The 23,983-nt window shown below is 65.7% G+C and carries 26 protein-coding genes; 16 read left to right on the plus strand and 10 right to left on the minus strand.

What is annotated here, in order from left to right:
* Nucleotides 1-27: 27 nt before the first annotated feature.
* A complete protein-coding gene (locus LB545_RS26015) occupies nucleotides 28-528 on the minus strand; it encodes a hypothetical protein (protein ID WP_140895456.1) in 501 nt (166 codons plus the stop codon).
* A 157-nt stretch (nucleotides 529-685) separates the two neighbouring features.
* Entirely contained in the window at nucleotides 686-1,012 is a 327-nt protein-coding gene (locus LB545_RS26020; protein ID WP_140500048.1) for a DUF1330 domain-containing protein, read from the minus strand.
* A gap of 177 nt (nucleotides 1,013-1,189) precedes the next feature.
* Here LB545_RS26020 and LB545_RS26025 point away from each other — a divergent pair, with 177 nt between their 5' ends.
* The gene (locus LB545_RS26025; protein WP_140500050.1) at nucleotides 1,190-1,882 is read left to right on the plus strand and encodes a winged helix-turn-helix transcriptional regulator; all 693 of its coding nucleotides are present in this window, start codon (nucleotides 1,190-1,192) and stop codon (nucleotides 1,880-1,882) included.
* A gap of 87 nt (nucleotides 1,883-1,969) precedes the next feature.
* Here LB545_RS26025 and LB545_RS26030 read toward each other — a convergent pair whose 3' ends face one another.
* Nucleotides 1,970-2,155 (minus strand): transcriptional regulator, encoded by a 186-nt coding sequence (locus LB545_RS26030; protein WP_140500052.1) that lies wholly within the window; start codon nucleotides 2,153-2,155, stop codon nucleotides 1,970-1,972.
* Between the two features lie 123 nt (nucleotides 2,156-2,278).
* On the opposite strand from LB545_RS26030, the gene ada reads away from it, so the two are divergent.
* The 4 genes from ada to LB545_RS26050 all read left to right on the plus strand — a co-directional run bounded on the left by ada (nucleotide 2,279) and on the right by LB545_RS26050 (nucleotide 5,172).
* On the plus strand, nucleotides 2,279-3,358 hold the full coding sequence (gene ada / locus LB545_RS26035; RefSeq protein ID WP_224706051.1) for a bifunctional DNA-binding transcriptional regulator/O6-methylguanine-DNA methyltransferase Ada: 1,080 nt from the start codon (nucleotides 2,279-2,281) through the stop codon (nucleotides 3,356-3,358).
* Between the two features lie 12 nt (nucleotides 3,359-3,370).
* Nucleotides 3,371-3,601, plus strand: a complete 231-nt coding sequence (locus tag LB545_RS26040) for a hypothetical protein (protein WP_140500055.1) — start codon at nucleotides 3,371-3,373, stop codon at nucleotides 3,599-3,601.
* 285 nt (nucleotides 3,602-3,886) lie between these two features.
* Nucleotides 3,887-4,432, plus strand: coding sequence for a methylated-DNA--[protein]-cysteine S-methyltransferase (locus LB545_RS26045; protein WP_224706052.1), 546 nt, complete (start codon nucleotides 3,887-3,889; stop codon nucleotides 4,430-4,432).
* Entirely contained in the window at nucleotides 4,429-5,172 is a 744-nt protein-coding gene (locus LB545_RS26050; protein WP_140521491.1) for a 2OG-Fe(II) oxygenase, read from the plus strand. The genes LB545_RS26045 and LB545_RS26050 overlap by 4 nt, the downstream gene beginning before the upstream one ends.
* 150 nt (nucleotides 5,173-5,322) lie before the next feature.
* On the opposite strand, the gene LB545_RS26055 is transcribed toward LB545_RS26050, so the two are convergent.
* Complete coding sequence (locus tag LB545_RS26055; protein ID WP_224706053.1) at nucleotides 5,323-5,910, minus strand: dihydrofolate reductase family protein; 588 nt, start codon at nucleotides 5,908-5,910, stop codon at nucleotides 5,323-5,325.
* A 140-nt stretch (nucleotides 5,911-6,050) separates the two neighbouring features.
* Between LB545_RS26055 and LB545_RS26060 the strand changes: the two genes are divergently transcribed.
* On the plus strand, nucleotides 6,051-6,467 hold the full coding sequence (locus LB545_RS26060; protein ID WP_140521490.1) for a winged helix-turn-helix transcriptional regulator: 417 nt from the start codon (nucleotides 6,051-6,053) through the stop codon (nucleotides 6,465-6,467).
* A 144-nt stretch (nucleotides 6,468-6,611) separates the two neighbouring features.
* On the opposite strand, the gene LB545_RS26065 is transcribed toward LB545_RS26060, so the two are convergent.
* Entirely contained in the window at nucleotides 6,612-6,848 is a 237-nt protein-coding gene (locus tag LB545_RS26065; RefSeq protein WP_140500063.1) for a hypothetical protein, read from the minus strand.
* A 141-nt stretch (nucleotides 6,849-6,989) separates the two neighbouring features.
* On the opposite strand from LB545_RS26065, the gene dinB reads away from it, so the two are divergent.
* Nucleotides 6,990-8,231 (plus strand): DNA polymerase IV, encoded by a 1,242-nt coding sequence (gene dinB / locus LB545_RS26070; RefSeq protein ID WP_140500065.1) that lies wholly within the window; start codon nucleotides 6,990-6,992, stop codon nucleotides 8,229-8,231.
* A 47-nt stretch (nucleotides 8,232-8,278) separates the two neighbouring features.
* Here the strand turns inward: dinB and LB545_RS26075 are convergent, their stop codons facing one another.
* On the minus strand, nucleotides 8,279-8,812 hold the full coding sequence (locus LB545_RS26075; protein ID WP_140500066.1) for a sterol desaturase family protein: 534 nt from the start codon (nucleotides 8,810-8,812) through the stop codon (nucleotides 8,279-8,281).
* 283 nt (nucleotides 8,813-9,095) lie between these two features.
* On the minus strand, nucleotides 9,096-10,280 hold the full coding sequence (locus LB545_RS26080) for a Gfo/Idh/MocA family protein (protein WP_140557839.1): 1,185 nt from the start codon (nucleotides 10,278-10,280) through the stop codon (nucleotides 9,096-9,098).
* Nucleotides 10,281-10,611: 331 nt separating this feature from the next.
* Here LB545_RS26080 and LB545_RS26085 point away from each other — a divergent pair, with 331 nt between their 5' ends.
* From LB545_RS26085 to LB545_RS26120, 8 genes are all read left to right on the plus strand, one after another.
* Complete coding sequence (locus tag LB545_RS26085) at nucleotides 10,612-11,505, plus strand: MurR/RpiR family transcriptional regulator (protein WP_140500070.1); 894 nt, start codon at nucleotides 10,612-10,614, stop codon at nucleotides 11,503-11,505.
* Nucleotides 11,506-11,575: 70 nt separating this feature from the next.
* Nucleotides 11,576-12,358 carry an SDR family oxidoreductase gene (locus LB545_RS26090; protein ID WP_140500072.1) on the plus strand — a complete coding sequence of 261 codons (783 nt, stop codon included), beginning with the start codon at nucleotides 11,576-11,578 and terminating at the stop codon, nucleotides 12,356-12,358.
* On the plus strand, nucleotides 12,355-13,890 hold the full coding sequence (locus tag LB545_RS26095) for a mannitol dehydrogenase family protein (RefSeq protein ID WP_224706054.1): 1,536 nt from the start codon (nucleotides 12,355-12,357) through the stop codon (nucleotides 13,888-13,890). Before LB545_RS26090 ends, LB545_RS26095 begins: the two co-directional genes overlap by 4 nt.
* A gap of 38 nt (nucleotides 13,891-13,928) precedes the next feature.
* Nucleotides 13,929-14,843, plus strand: coding sequence for a sugar phosphate isomerase/epimerase family protein (locus tag LB545_RS26100; RefSeq protein WP_224706055.1), 915 nt, complete (start codon nucleotides 13,929-13,931; stop codon nucleotides 14,841-14,843).
* A 101-nt stretch (nucleotides 14,844-14,944) separates the two neighbouring features.
* Nucleotides 14,945-15,994: an ABC transporter substrate-binding protein gene (locus LB545_RS26105; RefSeq protein WP_140516043.1), complete on the plus strand. Its 1,050-nt coding sequence runs from the start codon at nucleotides 14,945-14,947 to the stop codon at nucleotides 15,992-15,994.
* Nucleotides 15,995-16,272: 278 nt separating this feature from the next.
* On the plus strand, nucleotides 16,273-17,823 hold the full coding sequence (locus LB545_RS26110) for a sugar ABC transporter ATP-binding protein (protein ID WP_224706056.1): 1,551 nt from the start codon (nucleotides 16,273-16,275) through the stop codon (nucleotides 17,821-17,823).
* On the plus strand, nucleotides 17,820-18,791 hold the full coding sequence (locus LB545_RS26115) for an ABC transporter permease (RefSeq protein ID WP_140561105.1): 972 nt from the start codon (nucleotides 17,820-17,822) through the stop codon (nucleotides 18,789-18,791). Before LB545_RS26110 ends, LB545_RS26115 begins: the two co-directional genes overlap by 4 nt.
* A gap of 229 nt (nucleotides 18,792-19,020) precedes the next feature.
* Nucleotides 19,021-20,007 carry an ABC transporter permease gene (locus LB545_RS26120; protein ID WP_140516049.1) on the plus strand — a complete coding sequence of 329 codons (987 nt, stop codon included), beginning with the start codon at nucleotides 19,021-19,023 and terminating at the stop codon, nucleotides 20,005-20,007.
* A gap of 48 nt (nucleotides 20,008-20,055) precedes the next feature.
* On the opposite strand, the gene LB545_RS26125 is transcribed toward LB545_RS26120, so the two are convergent.
* A complete protein-coding gene (locus LB545_RS26125) occupies nucleotides 20,056-20,496 on the minus strand; it encodes a hypothetical protein (RefSeq protein WP_140500175.1) in 441 nt (146 codons plus the stop codon).
* 296 nt (nucleotides 20,497-20,792) lie between these two features.
* Here LB545_RS26125 and LB545_RS26130 point away from each other — a divergent pair, with 296 nt between their 5' ends.
* Nucleotides 20,793-22,778 carry an ABC transporter ATP-binding protein/permease gene (locus LB545_RS26130; RefSeq protein ID WP_140663692.1) on the plus strand — a complete coding sequence of 662 codons (1,986 nt, stop codon included), beginning with the start codon at nucleotides 20,793-20,795 and terminating at the stop codon, nucleotides 22,776-22,778.
* Between the two features lie 18 nt (nucleotides 22,779-22,796).
* On the opposite strand, the gene LB545_RS26135 is transcribed toward LB545_RS26130, so the two are convergent.
* Both LB545_RS26135 and LB545_RS26140 read right to left on the minus strand, forming a co-directional pair.
* Complete coding sequence (locus tag LB545_RS26135; RefSeq protein WP_224706057.1) at nucleotides 22,797-23,420, minus strand: invasion associated locus B family protein; 624 nt, start codon at nucleotides 23,418-23,420, stop codon at nucleotides 22,797-22,799.
* Nucleotides 23,421-23,478: 58 nt separating this feature from the next.
* A complete protein-coding gene (locus tag LB545_RS26140) occupies nucleotides 23,479-23,946 on the minus strand; it encodes a DUF4189 domain-containing protein (RefSeq protein WP_140663690.1) in 468 nt (155 codons plus the stop codon).
* Between the last annotated feature and the right edge of the window lie 37 nt (nucleotides 23,947-23,983).

Here is a 23,983-nt window from a genome sequence, read left to right on the forward strand (position 1 = left end):
GCGGCCTTCACCGCCTGGCTTCATTGCTTACTGGCTGGGTGCCGCCGCGTGTTCGCACGACACTTTCGGGTTCATGTCGGCGAAGATGCCGGTCGGGTTGCCCTTCCAGGCCCAGACATGCAGCTCGTAGAATTCGCCCAGGCCGTAACGGTTGGGCGCACTGTTGAAGTTGAACAATTGGCCGTCCAGCGACGCCGGCCCCTTGGCGGTGATGTATTCGACCGCCACCAGCTTCAGTGTGCCGTCGGCCATCGGCTCGTACATCACGGCCTCGGGACGGGCGATGTCGATCTTGTCGTCCTTCAGGTACTGGCCGTTGACATAGTGAATGCCCATCGCGCCGCCGGTGATGCCGCTGGCGCAGGGAATGGGCGTATAGCCTTCGTCCGTGGCGACCTTGGCGTCGAGGAACCGGCTGTTCGCCGCCCGCACCTTGCCGGCCAGTGGATTCGCGCCGGATGCAGGCACGGCCTCTTGCTGATGGGCGTGGGCGAAGGTGGCGCAGGCGGCCAGCATGGCCCCCGCCATGAGAAGCCCGTTGCGGAATTTGCGTATCATGTTCATTCCATTCTTCTTGAAAAGGCCCAGCGCGCCGGCCGCCGGAAATACGGAGGCGCGGCAGGCAAGCGCCGTGATTGTCGTTGCTCGGAGCACCCGCAAGCGATGCGACGGATGGAGGAAAGCTTCATCCCTTCGGCAGATACGGGATCGTCCCCGCCAGGTCGGTGTTGTCGATCATCTGGAAGCGGCTGTCGCTGCCATCCTGGCGGGCCGAGACGAAGGGCGCGTAGGCCGGATCGTTGGCGAAGGCGCGCGCCGCCGCTTCCGACGGGAATGCCATCAGCGCGATCAGAGTGGTGTCGAGCGGCTTGCCTTCAAGCGTCTTCACATTGCCGCTGCGCGACAGATACTTGCCGCCATGCTTGTGGACGAGGTCGTGCACCGATGCGGCGTAGGCCGGCATCCACTGCGGGTTCTTCACCTTGATGTCTGCGATCACGTATGTGGTCATGGTATTCTCCCTGTTACGGCGCACAGGGGAGATCCCCGCGGCCGGTCAAAGGGCTCGCATGGCAGGGCCGGCGCCGGCCAGTCCGCGATCTGTACCGGGCCGGTACAGTTTCCGTACTGGCCGCTTCCTTCATGAAGGCCTAATGTTCAGCCCAGTTTCGAGGGAGGACGTCGGATCATGGCCCAGCACGGATACAAGCAGTTCTGCCCGCTATCGATGGCCGCCGAGGTGCTGTGCACCCGCTGGACGATGGTGCTGATGCGCGAATTGGTGGCGGGTTCGACCCGTTTCAACGACCTGCGTCGCGGCGTCCCCAAAATGTCGCCCAGCCTTCTGTCGCAACGGCTGAAGGAGCTCGAGCTCGCCGGGATCGTCGAGCGCAAGGAGGTGCCGGGCGAGAAGGGCATCTCCGAATACCGGCTGACGGAGGCCGGCCGGGATTTGCGCCCCGTCGTCGAGGCGATGGGCTTTTGGGGACAGAAATGGGTCGAGTCCCGGCTGTCCCTCAAGAACCTCGATCCGTCGCTGCTGATGTGGGACATGCGGCGCAATCTGAACCCCTCGCCGCTGCCCGACGGGCGCACCGTGATACAATTCCTGTACCAGGAGCTGCCGGCGTCCAAACGGTCGTGGTGGCTGATCGTCGAAAAGCATGGCGAGGTCGATCTGTGCTGGTACGATCCGGGCTTCGATATCGACCTCTACGTCTCGACCGACCTGCACACGATGACGGCGATCTGGATGGGATTGATCACCGTCGAGAAGGCCGGCGCGAAGGTCGCCTTGACCGGAGATCAGCACATCGCAAGGAAGATGCAGACCTGGCTCGGCCTCAGCCCGTTCGCGGTCGAGCCCAAACGGGCGGCGTAGAAACGAGGGCTCGGGGAACAGCGATCGGGCACCGGGAGCGGCGGCTTTCGCCTTTCGCGACAGGTTGAATGTGTGAGTGAATAACCTTCAACGGGATGTGGGTGCTTCGATAGGGTAGTGCTTATCCTCATAAGCGTCGATCAAGGTCGCGAGAACATCAAACCGGTAATCGCCAAGAGAGCCGATTTCCGGCTCGTTCTCGAAATATTGGATGATTTCGGCAATCGCCCGATCGTAATCGGCCTCGGTCTTAAGGGGTCGAATGTTTTCCATCACACCTTCTCCGGATCAATCTTGTCATATCCTTTGTGTGTCCCGACGAATACGCTCGCGTCCACCTCTCAATTGGCAGGAAACGGGTGGCGACGCGGGTCGTCTGCGGCTTCAATGCCGGCCATGTTCATCACCCTTGCCAAGGATCTCAAACCCGCGCCGCTGCCGGTCGCCGACGATCCGCGCTGGACGCAAGTCGTGGCGCGCGACAAATCGGCCGATGGCAGCTTCTGGTATTCGGTGGCGACGACCGGCGTCTATTGCCGGCCCTCCTGCCCGTCGCGGCGCGCCAACCCGAAGAACGTGCAGCTCCACGACACGCTGGACGAGGCCAGGGCAACCGGCTTTCGCGCCTGCCGGCGCTGCAATCCCGACGGACCTTCGCTCGAGGCCGGCAACGCCGCGATGGTGGCCGAGGCCTGCCGCAGGATCGAACAGAGCGAGGAAGAACCGTCGCTCGGTGAACTGGCCGCCGCCGCCGGCCGCAGCGCCGGCTATTTCCACCGCACCTTCAAGGCCGTTACCGGCCTGACGCCGAAGGACTACGCGGCCGCCCGGCGCGCCGAAAGGGTGCGCCGGGGCCTGGAAGACGGCGCCAGCGTGACAGCGGCGATCTACGATGCCGGCTTCAATTCGAGCGGACGCTTCTATGAGAAGTCGGCCGGCATGCTCGGCATGACGCCGACGCGCTACCGCGCCGGCGGCGCCAGCGAGGAGATCCGCTTCGCCGTCGGCGAATGCTCGCTCGGCGCCATCCTTGTCGCATCGAGCAGGAAGGGCGTCGCCGCGATCCTGCTCGGCGACGACCCGGACGCGCTGGTGCGCGACCTGCAGGACCGTTTCCCCAAGGCGCGCCTGATCGGCGCCGACCGCGATTGTGAGGCGCTCGTCGCCCGCGTCGTCGGTTTCGTCGAGGCTCCAAGACTTGGTCTCGACCTGCCGCTCGACCTGCGCGGCACCGCGTTCCGGCAGCGCGTCTGGCAGGCCCTGCGGGACATCCCGGCCGGCCGCACCGTCTCCTATGCCGAGATAGCAGGGCGCATCGGCGCGCCGAAGGCGACCCGCGCCGTTGCCGGCGCCTGCGCCGCCAACGCGCTCGCGGTCGCCATTCCCTGCCACCGCGTGATCCGCAAGGACGGCGCCCTGTCCGGCTACGCCTGGGGCGCGGAGCGCAAGCGCGCGCTGCTCGGCCGCGAGGCCTGAGGAGGAGCGGCAATGGGCGCGATGGCAAGGTCTTCCACCACCGATGCGGACATTGGGATCCCCCATCGCGGCGCCGTCAGACGCGCCAAAGATGCGCGGTCGCTGGTGATGGCTGCGCTCGGGGAGCTTGTCGAGAGCGGCAAGGCCGAGTGGAGCCGTGGCGCGACCGGCGAGATCGAACTGCGGCTGTTATCAGGCGAGGTTTTTTTGCTTGGCGAGGTTGCTGTCATTCGTATCGCATAAATCAGCGCTCTACGGCGCCCCCCTCTGTCCTGCCGGACATCTCCCCCACTTTGGGGGGAGACTGGCTGTCACAACCGCCTTCGCCAATCTACGACGTTGCAGGAATGAGTGGGCGCCGAAATTGCCAATCTCCCCCCTCGTGGGGGAGATGTCCGGCAGGACAGAGGGGGGCGCCGTAGGGTACTTACCTCCGCACCGTTCCGGAAATTGAATTTGAAAGCAAGCATCGGAGTGAGGAACGGAAGGCACGCGGCTAGGGTTCAGGCACACAGAAGGAGTGAAGCAATGAACCTCATGCAAACCCACACGCCGGCGACAGCCTCCGGCGCCGACACCATCACCTACGCCATCGCCCAATCCGCGATCGGCAAAATCCTCGCCGCGCGCGGTTCCCTCGGCGTCTGCGCCATCCTGATCGACTCCGACGCCGAGGCGCTGGCGCAGGATCTCGCCAGCCGCTTCCCCGGCAGGATGCTGGTCGAGGACGAGACCGCCTTGCATGACGATCTTGCGGCGATAACGCGTTTCATCGAAACGCCCGCCGCCGGCCTGGACCTGCCGCTCGACATCAGCCACGGCACGCCGTTCCAGCAAAAAGTTTGGGGCGAGCTTCGCAGCATCCGCCGCGGCGCAACCATCACCTACGCCGCCCTTGCCCAGCGTCTCGGCCAATCGAACGGCGCCCGCGCCGTGGCGACGGCCTGCGCCGCCAACGCGATCGCGCTCGGCATTCCCTGCCACCGCGTCGTCCGCGCCGACGGCACGCCCTCCGGCTACCGCTGGGGCACTGAGCGCAAGCACGCTTTGCTCGACAAAGAGGCCGCGATATGAACGCCCATGCCAAGGTTGCGGCATCGGTGGTGAAAGCCGCCGAGGAACGGGTTGCCGCTTACGACTGGCCGGCCCTCGCCGCCGAACTCGACGGCTTCGGTTGTGCCGTGATGGAAAAGCTGCTCACGCCGCAGGAGTGTCGGCAACTCGCCGGGCTCTATCCGCATGAAGAACATTTCCGCAGCCATATCCACATGGCCAGGCACGGCTTCGGCAAGGGCGAATACCGCTATTTCCGCTACCCCTTGCCGGACCTGATCGGCGGGCTGCGCACGGCGCTCTATCCCAGGCTCGCCGAGGTCGCCAACCGGTGGAACGAGCGCATGGGCATCGCCACGCGCTATCCCGAAACGCATGCCGCCTTTCTCAAGCAGTGCCACGCCGCCGGCCAGGTCAGGCCGACGCCACTTCTGCTGCAATATGTGCCCGGCGACTTCAACTGCCTGCACCAGGACCTCTATGGCGACCTCGCTTTTCCGGTGCAGGTGGCGGTTCTGCTTTCAGAACCCGGCGAGGATTTCACCGGCGGCGAGTTCGCCCTGACCGAACAGCGGCCGCGCATGCAGAGCCGGGTGGAAGTGGTGCCCTTGCGCCAGGGCGATGCCGTCTCCTTCGCCGTCCACAATCGGCCGGTGCAGGGCACCAAGGGCAATTACCGCGTCAATCTGCGCCACGGCGTCAGCCGCCTGCGCTCGGGCATGCGGCACACGGTGGGCATCATTTTTCATGATGCGAAGTGAATTGGTGAGGCCAAGGTGTTGACCAAGAGTACATCGAGGCGCGTGTTCCCTTCGCCCCTGGGGCTAAGGCAGAACCGCGCTTGGTGCTGCATCGCCGACTGCCATGCCCAAGCTCAACGGCAGGCATGATATCAGTGCAATGCCTTTCGATTAGCCGGCCGGCGCGTAGCGGCTCACCACCATGCCGCTCGCATAGGATTTCGAGCCGAGCAGCCGCAGCCTGCCGAACCAGCCTTGGTCGAAGATGCGGCGGCCGGCGCCCAGCACGGCCGGGTTGATGAACAGCTGGAACTCGTCGACCAGCCTGGCCGCGATCAGCGCCGAGGCGAAGCCGGCGCCGCCGAACACCGCGATGTCGCCGCCCTCACCCGCCTTCAGCAAGTCGACCTCCCGCGGCAGGTCGCCGCTGACCACTGTCGTGCGCTCCCATCGCGAGGCCTTGAGCCTGTCGCTCGGCACCACCTTCCTCGCCTCGACGATGCGCTGGGCGAAAGCATAGAACGGGTCGCGCGGATATCTCTTCGCCGCATTGCCCCAATGGGTGAGGTAGCCTTCCTCGGCCATCTTGCGGCTCAAGAGGATGGTATCGATGCCGGCGAAGACGGCGTTGAAGTCCCGCTTCAGCTCCTCGTCCCAGGCGCTGTCGTCGCCCCATTCCCAGAGCTGCCAGCGATGATCCCCGGCGGCGCCGACAAAACCGTCGACCGACATCTGCATCTGGAGGATCAGCTTTTTCATCATGGTTCTCCCAGTCAAGGGCCGAGCGGCTCGTTTTACCCGTCCGGCCGGCACGGTTGCCGATGGTTTACATTTGGAACTATTGACCTGGGATGAAAACGATGTCAATAGTAAAGCGATTTAAAAATGGAACCATACACATGTCGACACGGGACCGGTCTGGCTGCCCCATCAACCTGTCGCTCGAACTGCTCGGCGACCGCTGGACGCTGCTCATCATCCGCGACCTGGTCTTCGCCGGAAAAAAGCACTTTCGCGAATTCCTGCAATCCGATGAGGGCATTTCCTCGCGTACGCTGGCCGAGCGCCTCCAGACATTGCAGGACGAAGGCATCCTCACCCGCAGCGGTGATCCCACGCATGGGCTGAAGGCGATCTATCGCCTGACCGAGGCCGGCATCGACCTTTTGCCCGTGCTGGCCACGCTCGGCGCCTGGGGCAGCAAGCACCGCAAGGCCGACGATGATCTGGCAAGGATCGCCGATAAGCTCGCTGCCGACGGCGAGCCGGCGCTGGAGCGCCTCAAGCAGGCGCTGCGGGCGGAGCATCTCGGTTGATGGATGTCGCCAAGGCGGCCTCGGGGACAACGACCCGCACAGGCAACGCGCGTTAGAACGTGCGTCACGGCCCTCTGTTCGGAATAGCGCAAAAACAAGCAATTGGAACGGTTGCGTGATGCATTGCAGCACGCCGGCGACGAGCTATGGCGTGCGCAATATGTCGGCGCCCGCCTGCTCATCGAACAGCACGGCGCAGCCGCACTGCAGCGCGACTTCACTCAGCGCATTCGCGACCGTTTCGTCGGCCGAGACGAAATCGCCGGTCAGCACCCGCAATTCCTCCACGGCCTTGGCCATCGAAACCAGCCGCCCCGCGGCGCGGTCGGTCGAGCAGGCGTTGACGACGCAAACCAGATCGATCATTTCAAAGTTGCCCATGCCAGCCTCCGCACGCGGCGCCCTTCGGCCGTCAACGCGATTGTGAGCGACAATGTTCCGGCGGATCGCGACCTCGCTTGACAGCGAGCAATGTTTGTTCTCTTTATGTTCCATACTCTACAACGTCGCGAGGAACCGGGGATGGAGCCCACCATCCTGCATGCCGATCTCGACGCTTTCTACGCCTCGGTCGAGCAGCTTCTCGACCCGTCGCTGCGCGGCAAGCCGATCGCGGTCGGCGGCGGCGTCGTGCTCGCCGCCTCCTACGAAGCCCGCGCGTTCGGCGTGCGCGGGGGCATGCCGGGGCGCAAGGCGCGCGAGCTCTGCCCGCAGTTGATTTTCGTCGGCGGAAATTTCCGCGACTACCAGCGGCTCGGCGACGCCGCGATGAAGGTGCTCGACGATTTCACGCCGCTGGTCGAGCGCATCTCCATCGACGAGGCCTTCGCCGATGTCGCCGGTTGCACGCATCTGTTCGGCCAGCCGCGGGAGATCGCCTCGACCATTCGCCGCCGCGTGCGAAGCGAACTCGGCCTGCCGATCTCGATCGGCGTGGCGCGCACCAAGCACCTGGCCAAGATCGCCTCGCAGGTGGCCAAGCCCGATGGGCTGGTGGTGGTCGAGCCCGGCACCGAGATCGCCTTCCTGCATGACCTGCCGGTCTCCCTGATGTGGGGCGTCGGCCCGGCGACCAGCGCGCGGCTGGCCGAGATCGGCGTCCAGACAATCGGCGAACTGGCCAGGACGCACAGCGGCGCGCTGGCGCGGCTGCTCGGCCCTGCCGCCGGCGAAAAGCTTGCCGCCTTGTCGTGGAACCGCGATCCGCGCAAATTGGAAACACGTCGCCGCGCCCATTCGGCCGGTGCCCAGTCGGCGCTTGGCCGCAAGCCGGCACTGGAATGCGTCTACATACCCGTCCTGCTGCATCTGGCCGACCGGGTCGCCAGCCGGCTGCGCGCCAAGGCGCGCCCCGGCCGCACGGTGACGGTGCGCGTGCGCTTCGCCGACCTCAGCGCCGTCACCCGCTCGATCACGCTCGACCAGCCGATCTCGGCGACGGTGATGCTGGCCGAGATCGCGACAGACCTGGTGCGGGGCGTGCTTGCCGATCATCCGCATGACAGGACGATTTCGCTGCTGGCGATCTCGGTCTCGCATCTGGAGGAAAGTGCCGAATTGCAGCTCGAACTGCCGCTCGGCCTCGCCGACGAAAAGCGCCGCCCCGGCACCAGGAAGGGCCTCGCACGCTTCGGCGCCGACCGCGCCATCGACAAGATCCGCGAGCGTTTCGGCAAACAGGCCGTCGGCTACGGCACCGTGGCGCTGGAGGCGGCCCGCTCGGTGCCCGACGAGTTCAGGGAATTGGCGCAGAAGGAATTGTAAGCGGGAATGGCTGTCTGCGCTTCCCGAATGGCGCACACCAGTTGGCTTCAGAGCCGCATCGTGCCGAAGACCCGATCCCAGAACAGCGACGTCACGCCGAAATTGACGTTTTCGTCGACATGATGATGCAGCGCGTGGCGGCGCTTCAGCGTGTAGAGATAGCTCGGATGAGTGGGATGCCAGTGATGGATCACATGGTGGATGCTGACGTACCATAGGTAGCCCAGCATCAGCCCGCAGCTCGCCGCGCTGGCGACCGCGAAATCCGAGACCATCCATACGGGAAAGAACGCGACAAGCGCATGCACGCCGAGGCTGAGCCAGGTCGGCGTGCCCACCGGACTGCGCTCCTCGACATGATGGCGGGCGTGCAGATCCCTGATCCAGGGAATGTGGTGAAGGACGAAGCGGTGCATGACGTATTCGATCAGCGTCCACAGACACAGGCACGCCAGCGCCGTCGCCAGCCAGCCTGGCGCGCTCTCTTCGCCGGCCTCGATAAGCCCGGCCACAGCCAGCAGGGCGATCGCCAGGGGGTAAACCACGAAGTCGCTGTAGTATCCAATGAGACCGAGTTCCATCGGAGCAAGCCTTCAACGCCGAAGAAGCGACAGATTGCCGAATGCGCGGGCGGGGAGCAACGCGGATGCGCCTGACATAGCGTCGCAATCACCTCGCGCAAGGTCGGCGGCAACGATTTGGAAGCAGTCAACCGGCTGCTGCCCTCGAAACCAGCCTCGCAACGAGCTGAAAAATGGCGGAACTCAGCGCGGCCCGAATGGACGGCCAACTCTTGATCGCCATCAACCGCGCGGCACCGTCGACGTGGCCGCGATGGCGTACTTCACATTGGATGGCACACCCTCACCCAAACCTCGCCGCCGTCCACGCCCCATCAGCCGCGTTCGACTCCACCGCCGCGGCGACGAACTTCACGCCGCGCGCGCCGTCGACCACATCGGGCACCTGCGCCGCCCGGGCCGCATCGACAGCAGCGCCCGAACGATGCGCGCGGATGATGTCGGCGGCGTCGCGGTAGAAATTGGCGAAGGCCTCGATATAGCCTTCGGGATGGGCGGCCGGCATGCGTGACACGCGCCGGCTTTGCTCGGTCGAGCCATGGCCGCCGCGCACGAGCGTGCGGGTTTCCTCGCCATATCTGGAGAAGCGCAGTTCCTCGGGCCGCGTGCCCGACCATTCAAGCCCCGCCTTGTCGCCATAGATGCGCACGGAGAGATCATTATAGTGGCCGGGCGACGTCTGGCTGGCCAGGATCGTGCCGCGTGCCCCGCCCGCCCAGCGCACCAGCACATGCGCGTTATCATCGAGCCGCCGTCCCGGCACGGCGGTGAACAGGTCGGCCGACACCGTCTCGGCCTCGCGGCCGCTGATGAAACTCGCCAGATTGAAGGCATGCACGCCGATATCGGCCAGCACCGCCGACTGGCCGGCGCGCGCCGGGTCGGTGCGCCATTCCGCCTGTTTCTGGCCGTCGGCATCGATCGGCCTGGTCAGCCAGTCCTGGATATAGGCGCCGTGCACGGAGACGATGCGGCCGAGTTCGCCCGCCGCCACCATCTCGCGCGCCTGGCGCACCATGGCGTAGCCGGTGTTGTTGAGGGTCACGACGAAGCGGCGATTTTTCTCCCGCGTCAGCGCCACCAGGGCTTGCGCCTCGCCCAGCGTCGTCGACAGCGGCTTGTCGCAGATCACATCGATGCCGGCTTCCAGAAAGGCTGTCGCGACCGGCGCGTGCAGGTGGTTGGGCGTGACGATGACGACCGCCTCGATGCCGTCCGGGCGCGCCGCCTCCGCCTTTGCCATCATGCGGTAATCGGCATAGCTGCGCTCCGGCGCGATGCCGATCTCGGCGGCCGAGGCGGCGGCGTTCCCGGGGTCGGACGACAGCGCGCCGGCCACCAGCGCGATCTGGTCGTCGAGCCGCATGGCGAGGCGATGCACCGCGCCGATGAAGGCGCCCTGCCCGCCTCCCACCATGCCGACGCGCAAACGCTTGCCCGCCGATCCGTCCGATGTCGCATAGACCATGTTTGTCTCCTCCGATTTAAGGATGTTAAGCCAGCACCCACCGTCGAGTTCTGTAGCGCCCCCCTCTGTCCTGCCGGACATCTCCCCCACAGGTGGGGAGATTGGCAGCGTCGACCGCGACGCCTTTCATGCAACGCTGGCAATTTGGCGAAAGCCGGCGTGACATCCGATCCCCCCCCTTGTGGGGGAGATGTCCGGCAGGACAGAGGGGGGCGCCATAGGGTGCTATGTTGAATGCATCGAACTTCTTCGCTGCAGAACAGCTACCACCCTCGAACAGGATTTCCAATTTTCATATTGTAAAACGATCGTATCGCGCTAGCCTGAAATCATGAGCGGGGCGCGCAAATCATCCGGACGGTCCAGCGCCGACGAGGCGACGACCCGCAAGCGCGGGCGCTCGCTGGCGGCGCTCGGCTATATCAAGCCGCAGACTTACGAGGAGCTGCGCGCGGTGCTGTCGTCGGGCACGGTCCATTTTCCCAAGCGGCTGCGCCAGGTCGCGATCTTCCTGTGGCAGCATCCGAGCGACGTCGCGCTCGGCACCATCGCACAGGTCGCCGCGCAGGCAGGGGTGCAGCCTTCGACGCTGGTGCGCTTCGCCCAGATCTTCGGCTATGCCGGCTTTTCCGATTTCCAGGGCCTGTTCAAGGACCATGTCAAGGCGTCCTGGCCGGAAGGGCGCGGCCAGGAACGCACGCCGCGCGTATCCAATGCCGACCTGCATTTCCTGCGCGGCATGGTCGGCGCCTCGCAGGCCTCGCTCGGCCGCATCGAAACCGGCTTCGATATCGAGAGCTTCGAGAAAATGGTGGCGTTGCTTTCGGCCGCCGAGCTGATCTACGTCATCGGCTCCAAGCGCGCCTTTCCCGTCACCAGCTATCTCTCGCTGACCTTGTCGCAGCAAGGCGTGCGCAATGTGCTGGTCGACAATGTCGGTTCCACCGCGCTCGACCAGGTCGGCTGCATCGGCAGACGCGACGCGGTGCTGGCGGTCTCCTTCAGTCCCTACAATTCGATCACGCCCGACCTCGTCGCGGTCGCCCACGAGCGGCGCGCGCGGATCGTCACCATCACCGACAGCACTTTTTCTCCGCTGGTCAAGTTCTCGGACACCTGGCTGGAAGTTGTGGAACAGGACTTCGCAGGCTTCCGCTCGCTGGCGGCGTCGCTCGCCGTCGGCATGGCTTTGGTCCATGGCGTCGTGGCCCAACGGGCAGAATGATTGCGCGGTTGACTAACGGGAACTGACATTCCATATCTTCAGAAATAGAAACTTTGTTCCGGGAGGAGGAATGGAGCTTCAGCTCGACGGCAAGATGGTGCTGGTCACCGGCGCGACGCAAGGCATCGGCCGGGCAGTCGCCGAAACCTTGGCGCGTGCCGGCGCCGGCGGCCTGCTGGTCACCGGCCGCGACGGGACGCGCGGCGAGGCCGTTGCTGCGGAGCTCTCGCAAGCGGGCACGCCGGCACACTTCATCGCCGCCGAGCTTTCCGACCCGGCAGCCCCTGCCCTCCTGGCGCAAGCCTGCATCGACCGCTTCGGCCGTATCGACGGTCTCGTCAATGCCGCCGGCCTGACCGACCGGGCCTCCTTCCTCGATGCGACCCCCGACGACTGGGCCTCGCTGTTCGCCGTCAATGCCCGCGCCCCTTTCTTCCTCATGCAGGCGGCGATTGCCGACATGCGGAAGCGGGGCCAGGGCGGCGCGATCGTCAACATCCTGTCGATCAATGCCCATTGCGGCTCGCCCGAGCTCGCCGTCTATTCCGCCACCAAGGGCGCGCTGGCGACGCTGACCAGGAACGCAGCCAACGCCCACCGCTTCGACCGCATCCGCGTCAACGGCATCAATGTCGGCTGGACCGATACGCCCGCCGAGCGCGTCATGCAGGCCGAGACGCTCGGCCACGGCGCCGGCTGGCTCGATGCCGCCAACGCCGCGCAGCCCTTCGGCCGGCTGTTCTCGGCGGAGGACGTGGCCAGGCTCGCCGTCTTCCTTCTCTCCGACGCCGCGGGACCGATGACCGGCTCGCTGATCGACCAGGAACAGTGGGTGATCGGAGCCAACCGGTGAGCACAGCCGCGCCCGAGACGCTCGGTCCGGCCTTGCTCGGCCGCCTGACGGCGACGGTGCAAAGGCCCGGCTATCACCGTGCCTTGCTCCAGGCAGGCATGGCGCATCTCGGCGTCGGCGCCTTCCACCGCTGCCACCAGGCCGAATACACCGACGACCTCCTGGCGCGGAGCTTCGGCCGCTGGGGCGTGGTCGGCATCAACATCCGTCCGCCGGCGCTCGCCGATACGCTCGGCCCCCAGGACGGGCTCTACACCAGGCTCATCCGCCAGGATTCCCAAGTCGAGGCGCGCGTCATCGGCAGCATCGTGCGCGTTGTCGATAGCCAGGCGAGCGCTATGCCCGCGCTCGAAGTGCTGTCCTCCCCGGACATCGAATTCGTGACGCTGACCGTTACCGAAAAGGGCTATTGCCATATTCCGGCCAGCGGCGCGCTCGACCTCGACCATCCCGACATCGTCGACGATCTCGCAAACCCGCTGACGCCGCGCAGCGTGCCCGGCATTCTGGCGCGGGCGCTGGAGCAACGCATGGCCACGCACGGCCGGCCGCTGACGCTGCTCTCGTGCGACAACATCCCGGCGAACGGCACCATCCTGGAAAATGTCGTGCGGACTTTTGCCGAACGGCGCGGCAACGGCCTTGCCGGCTGGATCGCGGCCAATGCCGCCTTCCCCAGCGCCATGGTCGACCGCATCGTGCCGGCGAGCACGCAGGCCGATCTCGACGGTGTGGAGCAGCTTTTCGGCTACCGCGATGGAGCCGTCGTTGCCGGCGAGCCGTTCCGGCAATGGGTGATCGAGCAGAAATTCGCCGGCCGCGTGCCGCGCTGGGACCTGGTGGGGGCAACCTTCGTCGACGACGTCACGCCGTTCGAGCATCTCAAGATGCGTGTGCTGAATGGCGCTCAGACGACGCTCAGCTATCTCGGCGTGCTGGCCGGCCTCGAACACACTTTCGATGCGATGGCGGACCCGCTGCTGTCGGCCTTCGTGCGCCGCATGCTCGTCGAGGAGACTCTGCCAACGTTGAAGCCGGTGCCCGGCATGGACCCATCAGCCTATGTCGAGCAGAGCCTTGGCCGTCTGCAGAATACCGCGATCCGCCACCGCAACCACCAGATCGCCACCGACGGCTCGCAAAAGATCGTGCAGCGCCTACTCAACCCGATCCGCGATCGGCTGGGCGAGGAAAAAAGCATTGCGCTGCTGTCGGTATCCGTCGCCGGCTGGATGGCCTATCTGATCCAGGCTTCATCCCGGTTCGGCCGGCGCTGGCCGGTGTCGGACCCCTATGCCGTCAAGATCGCTGGCATAGCGGAGGCAAGCGGACGCGACGTCCCGGCACTGGCTGCGGGCATCCTGGCGATCGACGCCATCTTCGATCCCGCCCTCGCCGCCAACGACATGTTCCGCAAGGCCGTCACATCGGCGCTCGACGGGCTGTTGTCGGACGATCCGATGGCAACCGTCAGGCATGCATGCGCGCAACCGGCAGATGAGCGGTTGAAGCAACCGGCACGATCTGCATAGTAGGAATCGGTCGTGAATTCACGACCAGGGGAGGCATTATGAGGCTTGGACTGCTCACCGCACCGTTCGCGGAGACGCCGCTCGACGCGGTCGCCGACTGGGCAAGCTCGGCCGGCTTCGAGGCGCTGGAAATCGCCTGCTGGCCGAAAGCCTCGGGCGCCAGCCGCCGCTATGCCGGCACCAGCCACATCGACGCCGCCGCGACCTCGCCGGCGCAGGCCAGGGATATCGCGGCAAACCTTGCCGGCAAGGGGCTGACCATTTCCGGTCTCGGCTATTATCCCAACCCGCTGCATCCCGATGCCGCCCACCGCAAGACGGTGATCGACCATCTGAAGCAGGTGATCGTGCTGGCCGCGAATATGGGCGTGCCCCTGGTCAACACCTTCTGCGGCGGCGATGCCTCGAAGACCGTCGACGTCAACTGGCAGCACGCGCTCGAAATCTGGCCCGATATCGTCGCCCATGCGCGCGATCACGGCGTCAAGCTCGTTTTCGAGAACTGCCCGATGATCTTCAGCTATGACGAATGGCCGGGCGGCCACAACATCGCCTATTCGCCGCTGGTCTGGCGCCGCATCCTCGAAACCTGGGGCGGCGATGTCGGGATGAATTTCGATCCTTCGCACCTGGTCTGGCAGATGATCGACCAGGCCCGCTTCATCAGGGAATTCGGCCCCTACATGCTGCATGTCCATGCCAAGGACCTGATGATTGATCATGATGGTTTGTACGAGCGCGGAATCCTTTCGTCTGGCATAGGCTGGCAGGTGCCGCGCATGCCGGGGCTGGGCGATGTCAGCTGGAACGGCTTCTTCTCCGGCCTCTACCGTGCCGGCTATGACGGCCCGATCATCATCGAGCACGAGGACCGGTGGTTCGAGGGCAGCGACGATAAGGTCAAGCGCGGTTTCCTGCTTGCCCGCGACGTGCTGCGTCCCTTCGTCAAATGAAGGCGCAAAAACAACATCGGGGCGCCGCCTGAATCTCTTTCTGCGCGGCCCGGTGTAACGACTTGGAATTGAAACGAAAATCAAAGTGGAGGAAATCTGAAATGAAGAAATACCTGACCATGGTGCCGCTGCCCATTGTTCCGCTCCTTGCCGGCGCTGCCTTGCTGGCCTCGATGGGCGCCTCGTCCGCCGAGGGCAAATACACGATCGGCATCTCCAACACCGTGCAGGGCAATGGCTGGCGCGAGGAGATGGTCTGCGCCATGAAGGCGCAGGCGCTGGCCTCCGGCGAAGTGACCAAGCTCAACATCGCCCACCGCAATACCGACGCCGCCGGGCAGCTCGAGGACATCCGCAACCTGATCAGCGCCAAGGTCGACGCCATCGTCGTCAATCCGGCTGATCCCGCCGGCATCAAGGCGGGGCTGGAGGAAGCCACCAAGGCCGGCATCGTTGTCGTCGCCGTCGACCAGGCGGTCACCGAACCCTCGGCCTACATCATCTCCAACAACCAGGAACAATATGCCTATCTCGGCGCCAAATGGCTGTTCCAGCAGATGGGCGGCAAGGGTGAGGTGTTTTACATGCGCGGCGCCGCCGGCGCCTCCGCCGACTCGGATCGCGACAAGGGCTTCAAGAAGGCGCTGGCCGAATTCCCCGACGTGAAGGTCGCGCAGGAAGTGTTCACCGGCTGGCAGCAGGACCAGGCCAAGCAGCAGATGCTGTCCTTCCTCGCCACCGGCACGCCGTTCAACGGCGTGTGGACCTCGGGCATCGACAACGTCATCGTCGACGCGCTGGTGGAATCGCAGGCGCCGATGGTGCCCGTGGTCGGCGCCGACAATGCCGGTTTCGTCGGCCAGCTGAATTCGGTCAAGGACCTGGTCGGGGCCGCCGTGACCAATCCCGGCTCGATCGGCGGCGCCGGCGTGACGCTCGCGCTCCAGATCCTCGACGGCAAGAAGCCGGCGCAGCAGACCGTTCTGGTCGAGCCGCAGCTCTGGGAAAACGCCACCGAGGAAGGCAAGGCCAAGCTGAAGGCCGCCGCCGATCCGTCGCTCAGCCCGGAATGGCCGGTCTCGATCTCGATCCCGGACTGGACGACCTACACCAAGGACCAGATCGTAGCGTGCAAGGGGCCGGGGGAGTAAGGGCTATTTTGATTGGCTAGCGAGGATGGCGTTTGCCGTCCCCGCCAACCAAAGGTTTGATAGGTTAGCGCTCTACGGCGCCCCCCTCTGTCCTGCCGGACATCTCCCCCACTTGGGGGGAGATTGGCAGTTTCGGCGCCGGCTCTCGTCTTGCCACGTTGAAAATTGGCGAAAGCCGAAGTTGCGGCCAATCTCCCCCCTTGTGGGGGAGATGTCCGGCAGGACAGAGGGGGGCGCCGTAGAGCGCCAGCAATTGAGTTTCTGGTACGGACAGCAATTTGACCACCAAACCCCTCCTCGACGCCTCCGGCGTCGCCAAGAATTACGGTGCGGTTGCCGCGCTGCGCGACGCGTCGCTGTCCGTCCTGCCGGGCGAGGTGCATGCCCTGATGGGCGCCAATGGCGCCGGCAAGTCGACGCTGGTGAAGATCCTGACCGGCGCGGTCCCTGCCTCGGCCGGGCGCGTCCTGATCCGTGGCGAGGCGCGCGACATACGCTCGCCCGCCGCCGCGCGCCGCGCTGGCCTTTTGCCGGTCTACCAGGAACCGTCGCTGATCCCCGATCTCGACATACTGTCCAATCTGCGGCTCACCGGCACGCCCGTCGAGCCGTTCCGTGCCTGGGTGCGCGAACTTGGCATTCCCGACCTCGACCTGCGCGACACCGCGCGCGACATTCCACTGGCGGTGCTGCGCGTGCTCGACCTGGCGCGGGCGCTCGCCGTCGAGCCCGACGTGCTGCTGCTCGACGAGATGACCGCGGCGCTCCCCGCCAACCTCGCTGAAAAAGTGCTGGAAGTCGTGCGTCGCCAGGGCGACAGCGGCCGCGCCGTGATCTTCATCTCGCACCGCTTCGTCGAGATCTCGGCGCTCTGCGACCGCGCCACCGTGCTGCGCGACGGTGCGACCGTCGGCATTCTCGACATCGAGCCCGGCGTGGAGGAAAAGATCGTCGAGCTGATGCTCGGCGCCCGCATCGAGAAGACCAAGGTGGCCGCCCGCGCCGCCGGCCAGGCCGCCACGTCGGCCCCTGCCCGCCGGCGTCTCGCCGTGCGCAATCTGCGCGTCGGCACCAAGCTCAACGACGTCTCCTTCGAGCTCGCCGACGGCGAGGTCGCCGGCGTCGTCGCGCTCGAAGGCCAGGGCCAGGATGAATTGTTCGCCGCCCTTGCCGGCTCGATCAAACCGTCCGGCGGCACGATCGAGGTCGACGCCCAGCCGGCGAAATTCACCCATCCGATCGACGCCATCCGCGCCGGCATCGCCTATGTGCCGGGCGACCGCTCCGAGGCCCTCGCCATGCAGCGCTCGGTGCGCGAGAACATCGCGCTGCCCTTCAGCGCCGCCTTGCGCAACTGGGGGCCGATCGCCATGCGCAAGGAGCGCGCCACGGTGGCGAGCGCCATCGCGCGCCTCCAGATCGACACCCGCGCGCAAGGCGAGGTGCAGCGCCTGTCCGGCGGCAACCAGCAGAAGGTGACCATCGCACGCTGGATCGCGGCGGACGCCCGCACCATCCTGTGCTTCGACCCGACGCGCGGCATCGATGTCGGCACCAAACAGGAGATCTACAAATTGCTGCGCGAGCTCGCCGGCCACGGCAAGTCGGTGCTGTTCTACACCTCGGAACTCGAAGAGGTGCAGCGCGTCTGCGATCGCGTCATCGTCATCTTCGGCGGCCGCGTCGTCGATATCTTCCCGGTCGAGGAGGCGGACGAGCCGGCACTGATGCGCGCCGCCTACGGCCTGCCGCGCGGCGCCAAGGCCGATGTCGGCATTTTGGCGGACCCCACAGCAAATACCCCGGATGCACCGGAGGTGACGCCATGAGCCATCTCCTGCGCCGCCAGGGCTGGGTCGCCGGCCTGTTCGCCCTCCTCGTCGTGCTGTTCGTCGTCACCAAGCTGATCCAGCCCGGCTATGGCAGCGGCGATTTCGGCTCGCTCGCGCGGGCCGTCTTGCCCTACGCCTTTGCCGTGGCCGCGCAGACCGTCGTCGTCATCGCCGGCGGCATCGACCTGTCGGTCGCCGCCATGATGGCGCTGACCAGCGTCACCGCCGCCTCGATGATGGCCGGCGCCTCGGAAGAATACGCGCTGTTCGTGGTGCCTTTCGTACTGGCCATGGGTTTTGTGCTCGGCGCGCTCAACGGCCTGCTCATTGTCGCCACCCGTGTCCCCGACATCGTGGTGACGCTCGCCATGCTGTTCGTGCTGCAAGGGGCGGCTCTTCTGGTGCTCGGCGCGCCGGGCGGCGCCGCCGCCGAATGGCTGAAGGCGATGATTTCAGGCACGGTCCCGATACCCGGCCTGCCGCAGAACATCGACGCCTGGCTGCCGAAGGCTCTGCTGGTGCTGATCATCTGCCTCTGCATCGTCTGGATACCGCTGAGGCGCTCGCGCCTCGGCCTGTCCATCTACGCCATCGGCTCGAGCGAGCTGGCGGCGTTCCGCAGCGGCGTGCCGGTCAAGCGCACCCGCATCATCGCCTATGCGTTGTCGGGCCTGTTCGCGGCCATGGGCGGCCTGGCGCTGACCATGAGCACCGGCATCGGCGCTCCTATTCCCGGCCCCTATCTGCTCGCCAGCGTCGCGGCCGTGGTGCTGGGCGGCGTGGCGCTGGGCGGCGGCAAGGGCGGCCTGCTCGGCCCCATCGTCGCCGTCTTCGTGCTGCGCCTGGTGCGCACCGACCTCACCCTGCTTGCCATCGACCCCAACGTCACCGCCATCATCGAGGGCCTGATCATGGTCGCCGTGGTGATGTTCGGGGCTTTCATTACGATGCGGGGTCGGCAATGATGAGGGAGAATGAATTGGCGCATAGCGCTCTACGGCGCCCCCCTCTGTCCTGCCGGACATCTCCCCCTCAAGGGGGGAGATTGGCAGCTTCGGCGTCTCGCTCATTCTTGCAACGCCGACAATTTGCGAAAGCCGTCACCCCGTCCGATCTCCCCCCTAGAGGGGGAGATGTCCGGCAGGACAGAGGGGGCCGCCGTAGGGCGCTACATTTGCAGACAAGAGCCACCCCATGAGCACGTCAGCAATCACGCCCCAACCCGTCCCCTTCGGCCGCCGTGTCAAACGCTTCATGGCCGACCGGCCGCTGATTCCGCTGGTCATCCTGCTGGTCATCCTGGTTGTGATTTTGCAGATCCTGCGCCCCGGCATCGTCAACGAGCGCTGGATCGCCAACACCATCAAATTCGCCATTCCCTTGGCGATCCTTGCCGGCTGCCAGACCATGACCATGCTGACCGGCGGCATCGATCTCTCTGTCGGCACGGTGGCGACGATGAGCGCCTTCATCATGGCTACGCAAGCCGTCAACCAGGACCCAGCCGTGGCCTTCCTCCTGGCGATGATGCCGGCGGTGCTGATCGGCCTCGTCAACGGCATCGGCGTCGGCGTCTTCCGCGTCCATCCGCTGATCATGACGCTGGGCACCAGCCTGATCGGCACCGGCTTCCTGCAGGTCTATCAACGCACGGTGATCGCCTCGGGCGCCAAGATCCCCGATTTCCTCGCCTGGCTCGGCACCGGCGTGACCGCAGGGTTTCCCAACGCGCTGCTTCTGTTCGTCCCCGTCGCGGTGCTGATCGTCTTCGGCCTCAACCGCACCGGTTTCGGCCGCCTGCTCTACGCCGTCGGCGACAATGAGCGCGCGACCCGCCTTTCCGGCGTGCGCTACTGGCAGGTCATCACCGCGCTCTACGTCCTCTCCAGCCTGCTCGCCGGCATCACCGGCTTGCTCTATATCGGCTTGATCAAGGCCCCTTCCCTGTCCCTCGCCGAACCGCTGGTGCTGCCCTCCGTGGCCGCCGCCGTCATCGGCGGCACCTCCATCTTCGGCGGCCGCGGCGGCTATACCGGCACCATCATCGGTGCCTTGATCCTGACCGTGCTGACGACGCTGCTGACGATTTTGCAGATGCCGGAGGGGGCAAGAAGGATCCTGTTCGGCCTGATCGTGCTGTTCGTGACGGCGGCCTATCTGCGGATCGTGGAGGAGCGGTAGGGAGGGGCCGCCGGCTCATCCCTCGAAACACCGACGCAGTGACCGCCCTCACTTCACCGTGATGCTCATGCCGCTGAGATCGGCGTTGACTTGCAGCCCTACCTGCCTGCCCGTGAGCTCGAGCTGGGCGCCCTTGTCGTTGGTCATGACGATCACCTGGGCGCCCTTGCCGAGCGCGCCGCCGCCGCCCGCCGCGCCGTACACACCCGTCACGTCCCGGGCGCGCTTGATATGGCGCACGGTGCCCCGGAAATAGGTCTTGGAGGCACCGAAGGCGAGGCCGCCCGAAATGCCGCCGACCGAGATCGGATACCGGCGGCCATGGAAGGTCAGCGTGCCCTCGCCTCCGGCGCCGCCGATGAAGAAGGCCGCCTTGTAGATGGAGAAGCGGATCGTTCCGGTGTCGGCGTGCGCGACACTGGCAAAGCCAACGCCCGCGGCAGTGATCACGGCGATGGCGACTGAACGAAATCTGGACGAAATCTTCATGACAAGGGGCTCCTCAAGGTCGCTGCTCACCCGACCGGGCCGGGACGTCGGCGTCGCATCGAAGTTCATGGCTAAACAGTCTCGCCCATCATTGGTTCCAAGCACACGGTCTCGTTCCGGCTGCGAGGAGACCGTCGCTAAACGGGCCCGCCGGCTGGCGAATTGTCCAGCGGCGGCTGGCGGCATCGCGGGTCGAGCAGGGGAGCACGGGGAGACCCATGGCGCCGTCTGGAGCGGGCCTGGTGAAACTTTTTGATTTTTAGGCCGTTGTCGCCGTTACATCCGAGGCTGAACTCATGCCGAAAACGGTCGACGGCGCCAGGCGGCGCAAGGCAGAGAAGTCGCACCAGGAGAAGGCCTCGACAGTCGAAGTTGCGTCCGAGGTCGTGGGCGAGGCTGCGCCACCGCCCGGGGCCATCGAACCCGGTCCGGAGCTGACGCCGCAGGAGGCCGAGCAGGCGCGCAAGCGATACCTGCTGAGGCGCTTCTGGATCAGCGCGCGCGGCTACTGGAGCACGCGCGGCGACAAGCTGGCCTGGCCGTTCACGCTCGGGCTGTTGATGCTGATATGCATCAATGTCGGCTTCCAGTATGGGATCAACATCTGGAACCGCTCGATCTTCGACGCCATCGAGCAGCGCAACGCCCACACCGTCTATGTGCTCAGCGCCGTGTTCCCGCCGCTGGTGGTTGGAAGCGCAAGCCTTGTCGTCGCGCAAGTCTACCTTCGCATGACGATCCAGCGCCGCTGGCGTTCCTGGTCGACCACCGCCATCATCGCGCGCTGGCTCGCAAGCGGCCGCTACTATCAGCTGAACCTCGTGGGCGGCGACCACACGAACCCCGAGGCACGCATCGCGGAGGATTTGCGGATCGCCACGGAATCGCCCGTCGATTTCATCTCCGGCGTGATCAACGCGTTTTTGTCGGCCTCCACTTTCATCGTGGTGCTGTGGACGATCGGCGGGGCGCTGACTTTGCCGATCGGAAGCTGGAGCGTCACCATTCCCGGCTTTCTGGTCGTGACCGCGGTGATCTACGCCGCCATCACCTCCACTTCGATGGTGGTCATCGGCCGCCATTTCGTGCGGCTCTCCGAGCAGAAGAACCAGGCGGAAGCCGATTTCCGCTACACGCTGACGCGCGTGCGCGAAAACGGCGAGAGCATCGCCTTGCTCGGCGGCGAGGAGGAGGAGCGCAGCGGCATCGACAAGACGTTCGGCACGGTGCTCCGGCAATGGGCGCTGCTGACAGGCCAGCACATGCGCACGGCGCTGGTGTCGCAGGGGTCGAGCCTGTTTGCACCGGTCGTGCCGATCTTGCTTTGCGCGCCAAAATTTCTCGAAGGCAGCATGACACTTGGACAGATCATGCAGGCTGCCTCAGCCTTCGCCATCGTGCAGGCCGCGTTCGGATGGCTGGTCGACAACTATCCCCGCCTCGCCGACTGGAACGCCTCGGCACGGCGTATTGCCTCGCTGATGATGTCGCTTGACGGGCTGGAGCGCGCCGAACGCAGCGACGCGCTGGGCCGCATCAGGCACGGCGAAACCGAAGACGGTGCGATGCTCAGCCTGGACAATCTCTCGGTATCGCTCGACGACGGCACCGGCGTGGTCAAGGAAACCGAGGTCGAGATCGAGCCTGGCGAGCGGGTGCTGGTGGCCGGCGAATCCGGTTCGGGCAAGAGCACGCTGGTGCGGGCCGTCGCGGGCCTTTGGCCGTGGGGTGGCGGCAGCGTCGACTTCCACCCCGGCAGGCGGCTGTTCATGCTGCCGCAACGTCCCTACATCCCCTCCGGGACGCTGCGCCGCGCGGTCGCCTATCCGGCCGCCGCCGAGAACTGGACGCTGGAGAAGATCAACGCCGCCCTCGACAAGGTGGGGCTCGATTATCTCAAGGACCGGATCGAGGAAGACGCGCCCTGGGACCAGACCCTGTCGGGTGGCGAAAAGCAGCGGCTCGCCTTCGCGCGCCTCCTGCTGCACCATCCCGATATCGTCGTTCTGGACGAAGCGACCTCGGCGCTCGATGAGAAGAGCCAGGACAAGATGATGGAGACGGTCATCCATGAATTGCCGAAGGTGACCATCATAAGTGTGGCGCATCGCGCCGAGCTGGAAGCCTTCCACAGCCGTAAGATCACATTGGAGCGGCGCGAGGGCGGCGCAAAGCTTGTCAGCGATATTAATCTTGTCCCGCGCAAGGGCGGACGGAACCTGCTCAGGCGCGCCTTGTGGGGCTCCGGCGCTGCGGCCCAAAGGCCGCGCGAGCTGGACTAAAGCCGACTTCGTCCCGCCTCAGCGCCCGCTCAGCGCCGCGACGCGGTCGAGGGCGGCGCCGAGGCCTTTCAGGGAGACGGGGAAGTTGAGCTTGGTCTCGGCGTCGGTGACGACGTTGAGCGTCAATACGCCGCCCGCCTTCAGCTTCTGCGCCAGCGCCCGGTCGATCGGAAACTGCGCCACGCATCCGTTCGGCAGGCAGGTGCGGAACCGCAACTGGCCGAGGGGCGGCTGGTCGTCGACCTGGATCGTCACGCCTGGGTCGAACAGGATGCCGAAAGGCAGAAGCAGGGTTCCGGTCAATCCACCCTTCGGCCCCGCGCGCAACTCCACGGCCAGCAGCCTCTGGCCGTTCTTCTGCGTCTGGTCCTGCGAAACCGAGCAGGCGCGTGCATTGTCCTGGATGGTGCAGGCCAGGCTCCAGTCCTGATAGGTCTCCTGGAGCGACGACGCGCCGTTTGGAAGCGTGGCCGCCTGCTGTTGTTGCGCACAGGCACTCGATGCAGCCAGGGCCACCGCGCAGATTGCGGCCGCCTTCAGAAGAACAAATCTGTCAAACAACGATGGCGACTTTCTCTTTCGGGGTTCACGCGCATGGCCCCGAAAACCGGATGGGATTTTCGGGGCCGCGGGCATGGTCATCTGCCTCACGCAGCGTGCAAAAGCAATTCCAAAGCGCGCCGTGTGAGCGCGGCGCGCTTCAGGTACAGACCCACTCGCGGACCTTGCATTCGGTTCCCGCCGCCTCGCAGGCATGCAGAGCGAGATCTTCCGCGTCTTTGCGGGTCTCGGCGGAGTTCGCGCCCCACGGCGTCAGCCGGTCGCTCTGCTTCTCCTTAGCCACGGCCAGGGCGCCGCAGTGCTTGTAGGGAAAGCCCGTCTCGTCGTCGTCTGTCCAATGGCGATGATTGCGGAACACCGTGACAACAGTGCAGCCCTTGCCGCCGGCGTTCTCGCAATATTTCATCGCGGCGTCCTTCGCCTCCTGGCGCTTGTCGGCGCCCCAGAAGAAGCCGTGCTTGGTATCGATGCTGGAATAGGCGATCGCCCCCCAGATGCCTTTTTCCTCCTTCGGCTCCGGCTCCGGCGGCGCCACAAGGTCGGCCGAGACAACCTGCCCGCTCCACAGCAGGGCCATGCACAAAGCTGCCAGACGTCGCGATTTCATGGTCTGCAATCCTTTCCAGGAGCCCTCGCCCATTCGC

It is taken from the genome of Mesorhizobium sp. BR1-1-6 (genome assembly GCF_020165355.1).
In the GTDB taxonomy this organism is placed as follows: Bacteria; Pseudomonadota; Alphaproteobacteria; order Rhizobiales; family Rhizobiaceae; genus Mesorhizobium.

Coding starts and splice junctions, on each gene's coding strand:
- LB545_RS26015 (WP_140895456.1), bottom strand. CDS start 528: ATGGCGGGGGCCATGCTGGCCGCCTGCGCCACCTTCGCCCACGCCCAT.
- LB545_RS26020 (WP_140500048.1), bottom strand. CDS start 1,012: ATGACCACATACGTGATCGCAGACATCAAGGTGAAGAACCCGCAGTGG.
- LB545_RS26025 (WP_140500050.1), top strand. CDS start 1,190: ATGGCCCAGCACGGATACAAGCAGTTCTGCCCGCTATCGATGGCCGCC.
- LB545_RS26030 (WP_140500052.1), bottom strand. CDS start 2,155: ATGGAAAACATTCGACCCCTTAAGACCGAGGCCGATTACGATCGGGCG.
- ada (WP_224706051.1), top strand. CDS start 2,279: ATGTTCATCACCCTTGCCAAGGATCTCAAACCCGCGCCGCTGCCGGTC.
- LB545_RS26040 (WP_140500055.1), top strand. CDS start 3,371: ATGGGCGCGATGGCAAGGTCTTCCACCACCGATGCGGACATTGGGATC.
- LB545_RS26045 (WP_224706052.1), top strand. CDS start 3,887: ATGAACCTCATGCAAACCCACACGCCGGCGACAGCCTCCGGCGCCGAC.
- LB545_RS26050 (WP_140521491.1), top strand. CDS start 4,429: ATGAACGCCCATGCCAAGGTTGCGGCATCGGTGGTGAAAGCCGCCGAG.
- LB545_RS26055 (WP_224706053.1), bottom strand. CDS start 5,910: ATGAAAAAGCTGATCCTCCAGATGCAGATGTCGGTCGACGGTTTTGTC.
- LB545_RS26060 (WP_140521490.1), top strand. CDS start 6,051: ATGTCGACACGGGACCGGTCTGGCTGCCCCATCAACCTGTCGCTCGAA.
- LB545_RS26065 (WP_140500063.1), bottom strand. CDS start 6,848: ATGGGCAACTTTGAAATGATCGATCTGGTTTGCGTCGTCAACGCCTGC.
- dinB (WP_140500065.1), top strand. CDS start 6,990: ATGGAGCCCACCATCCTGCATGCCGATCTCGACGCTTTCTACGCCTCG.
- LB545_RS26075 (WP_140500066.1), bottom strand. CDS start 8,812: ATGGAACTCGGTCTCATTGGATACTACAGCGACTTCGTGGTTTACCCC.
- LB545_RS26080 (WP_140557839.1), bottom strand. CDS start 10,280: ATGGTCTATGCGACATCGGACGGATCGGCGGGCAAGCGTTTGCGCGTC.
- LB545_RS26085 (WP_140500070.1), top strand. CDS start 10,612: ATGAGCGGGGCGCGCAAATCATCCGGACGGTCCAGCGCCGACGAGGCG.
- LB545_RS26090 (WP_140500072.1), top strand. CDS start 11,576: ATGGAGCTTCAGCTCGACGGCAAGATGGTGCTGGTCACCGGCGCGACG.
- LB545_RS26100 (WP_224706055.1), top strand. CDS start 13,929: ATGAGGCTTGGACTGCTCACCGCACCGTTCGCGGAGACGCCGCTCGAC.
- LB545_RS26105 (WP_140516043.1), top strand. CDS start 14,945: ATGAAGAAATACCTGACCATGGTGCCGCTGCCCATTGTTCCGCTCCTT.
- LB545_RS26115 (WP_140561105.1), top strand. CDS start 17,820: ATGAGCCATCTCCTGCGCCGCCAGGGCTGGGTCGCCGGCCTGTTCGCC.
- LB545_RS26120 (WP_140516049.1), top strand. CDS start 19,021: ATGAGCACGTCAGCAATCACGCCCCAACCCGTCCCCTTCGGCCGCCGT.
- LB545_RS26125 (WP_140500175.1), bottom strand. CDS start 20,496: ATGAAGATTTCGTCCAGATTTCGTTCAGTCGCCATCGCCGTGATCACT.
- LB545_RS26130 (WP_140663692.1), top strand. CDS start 20,793: ATGCCGAAAACGGTCGACGGCGCCAGGCGGCGCAAGGCAGAGAAGTCG.
- LB545_RS26135 (WP_224706057.1), bottom strand. CDS start 23,420: ATGACCATGCCCGCGGCCCCGAAAATCCCATCCGGTTTTCGGGGCCAT.
- LB545_RS26140 (WP_140663690.1), bottom strand. CDS start 23,946: ATGAAATCGCGACGTCTGGCAGCTTTGTGCATGGCCCTGCTGTGGAGC.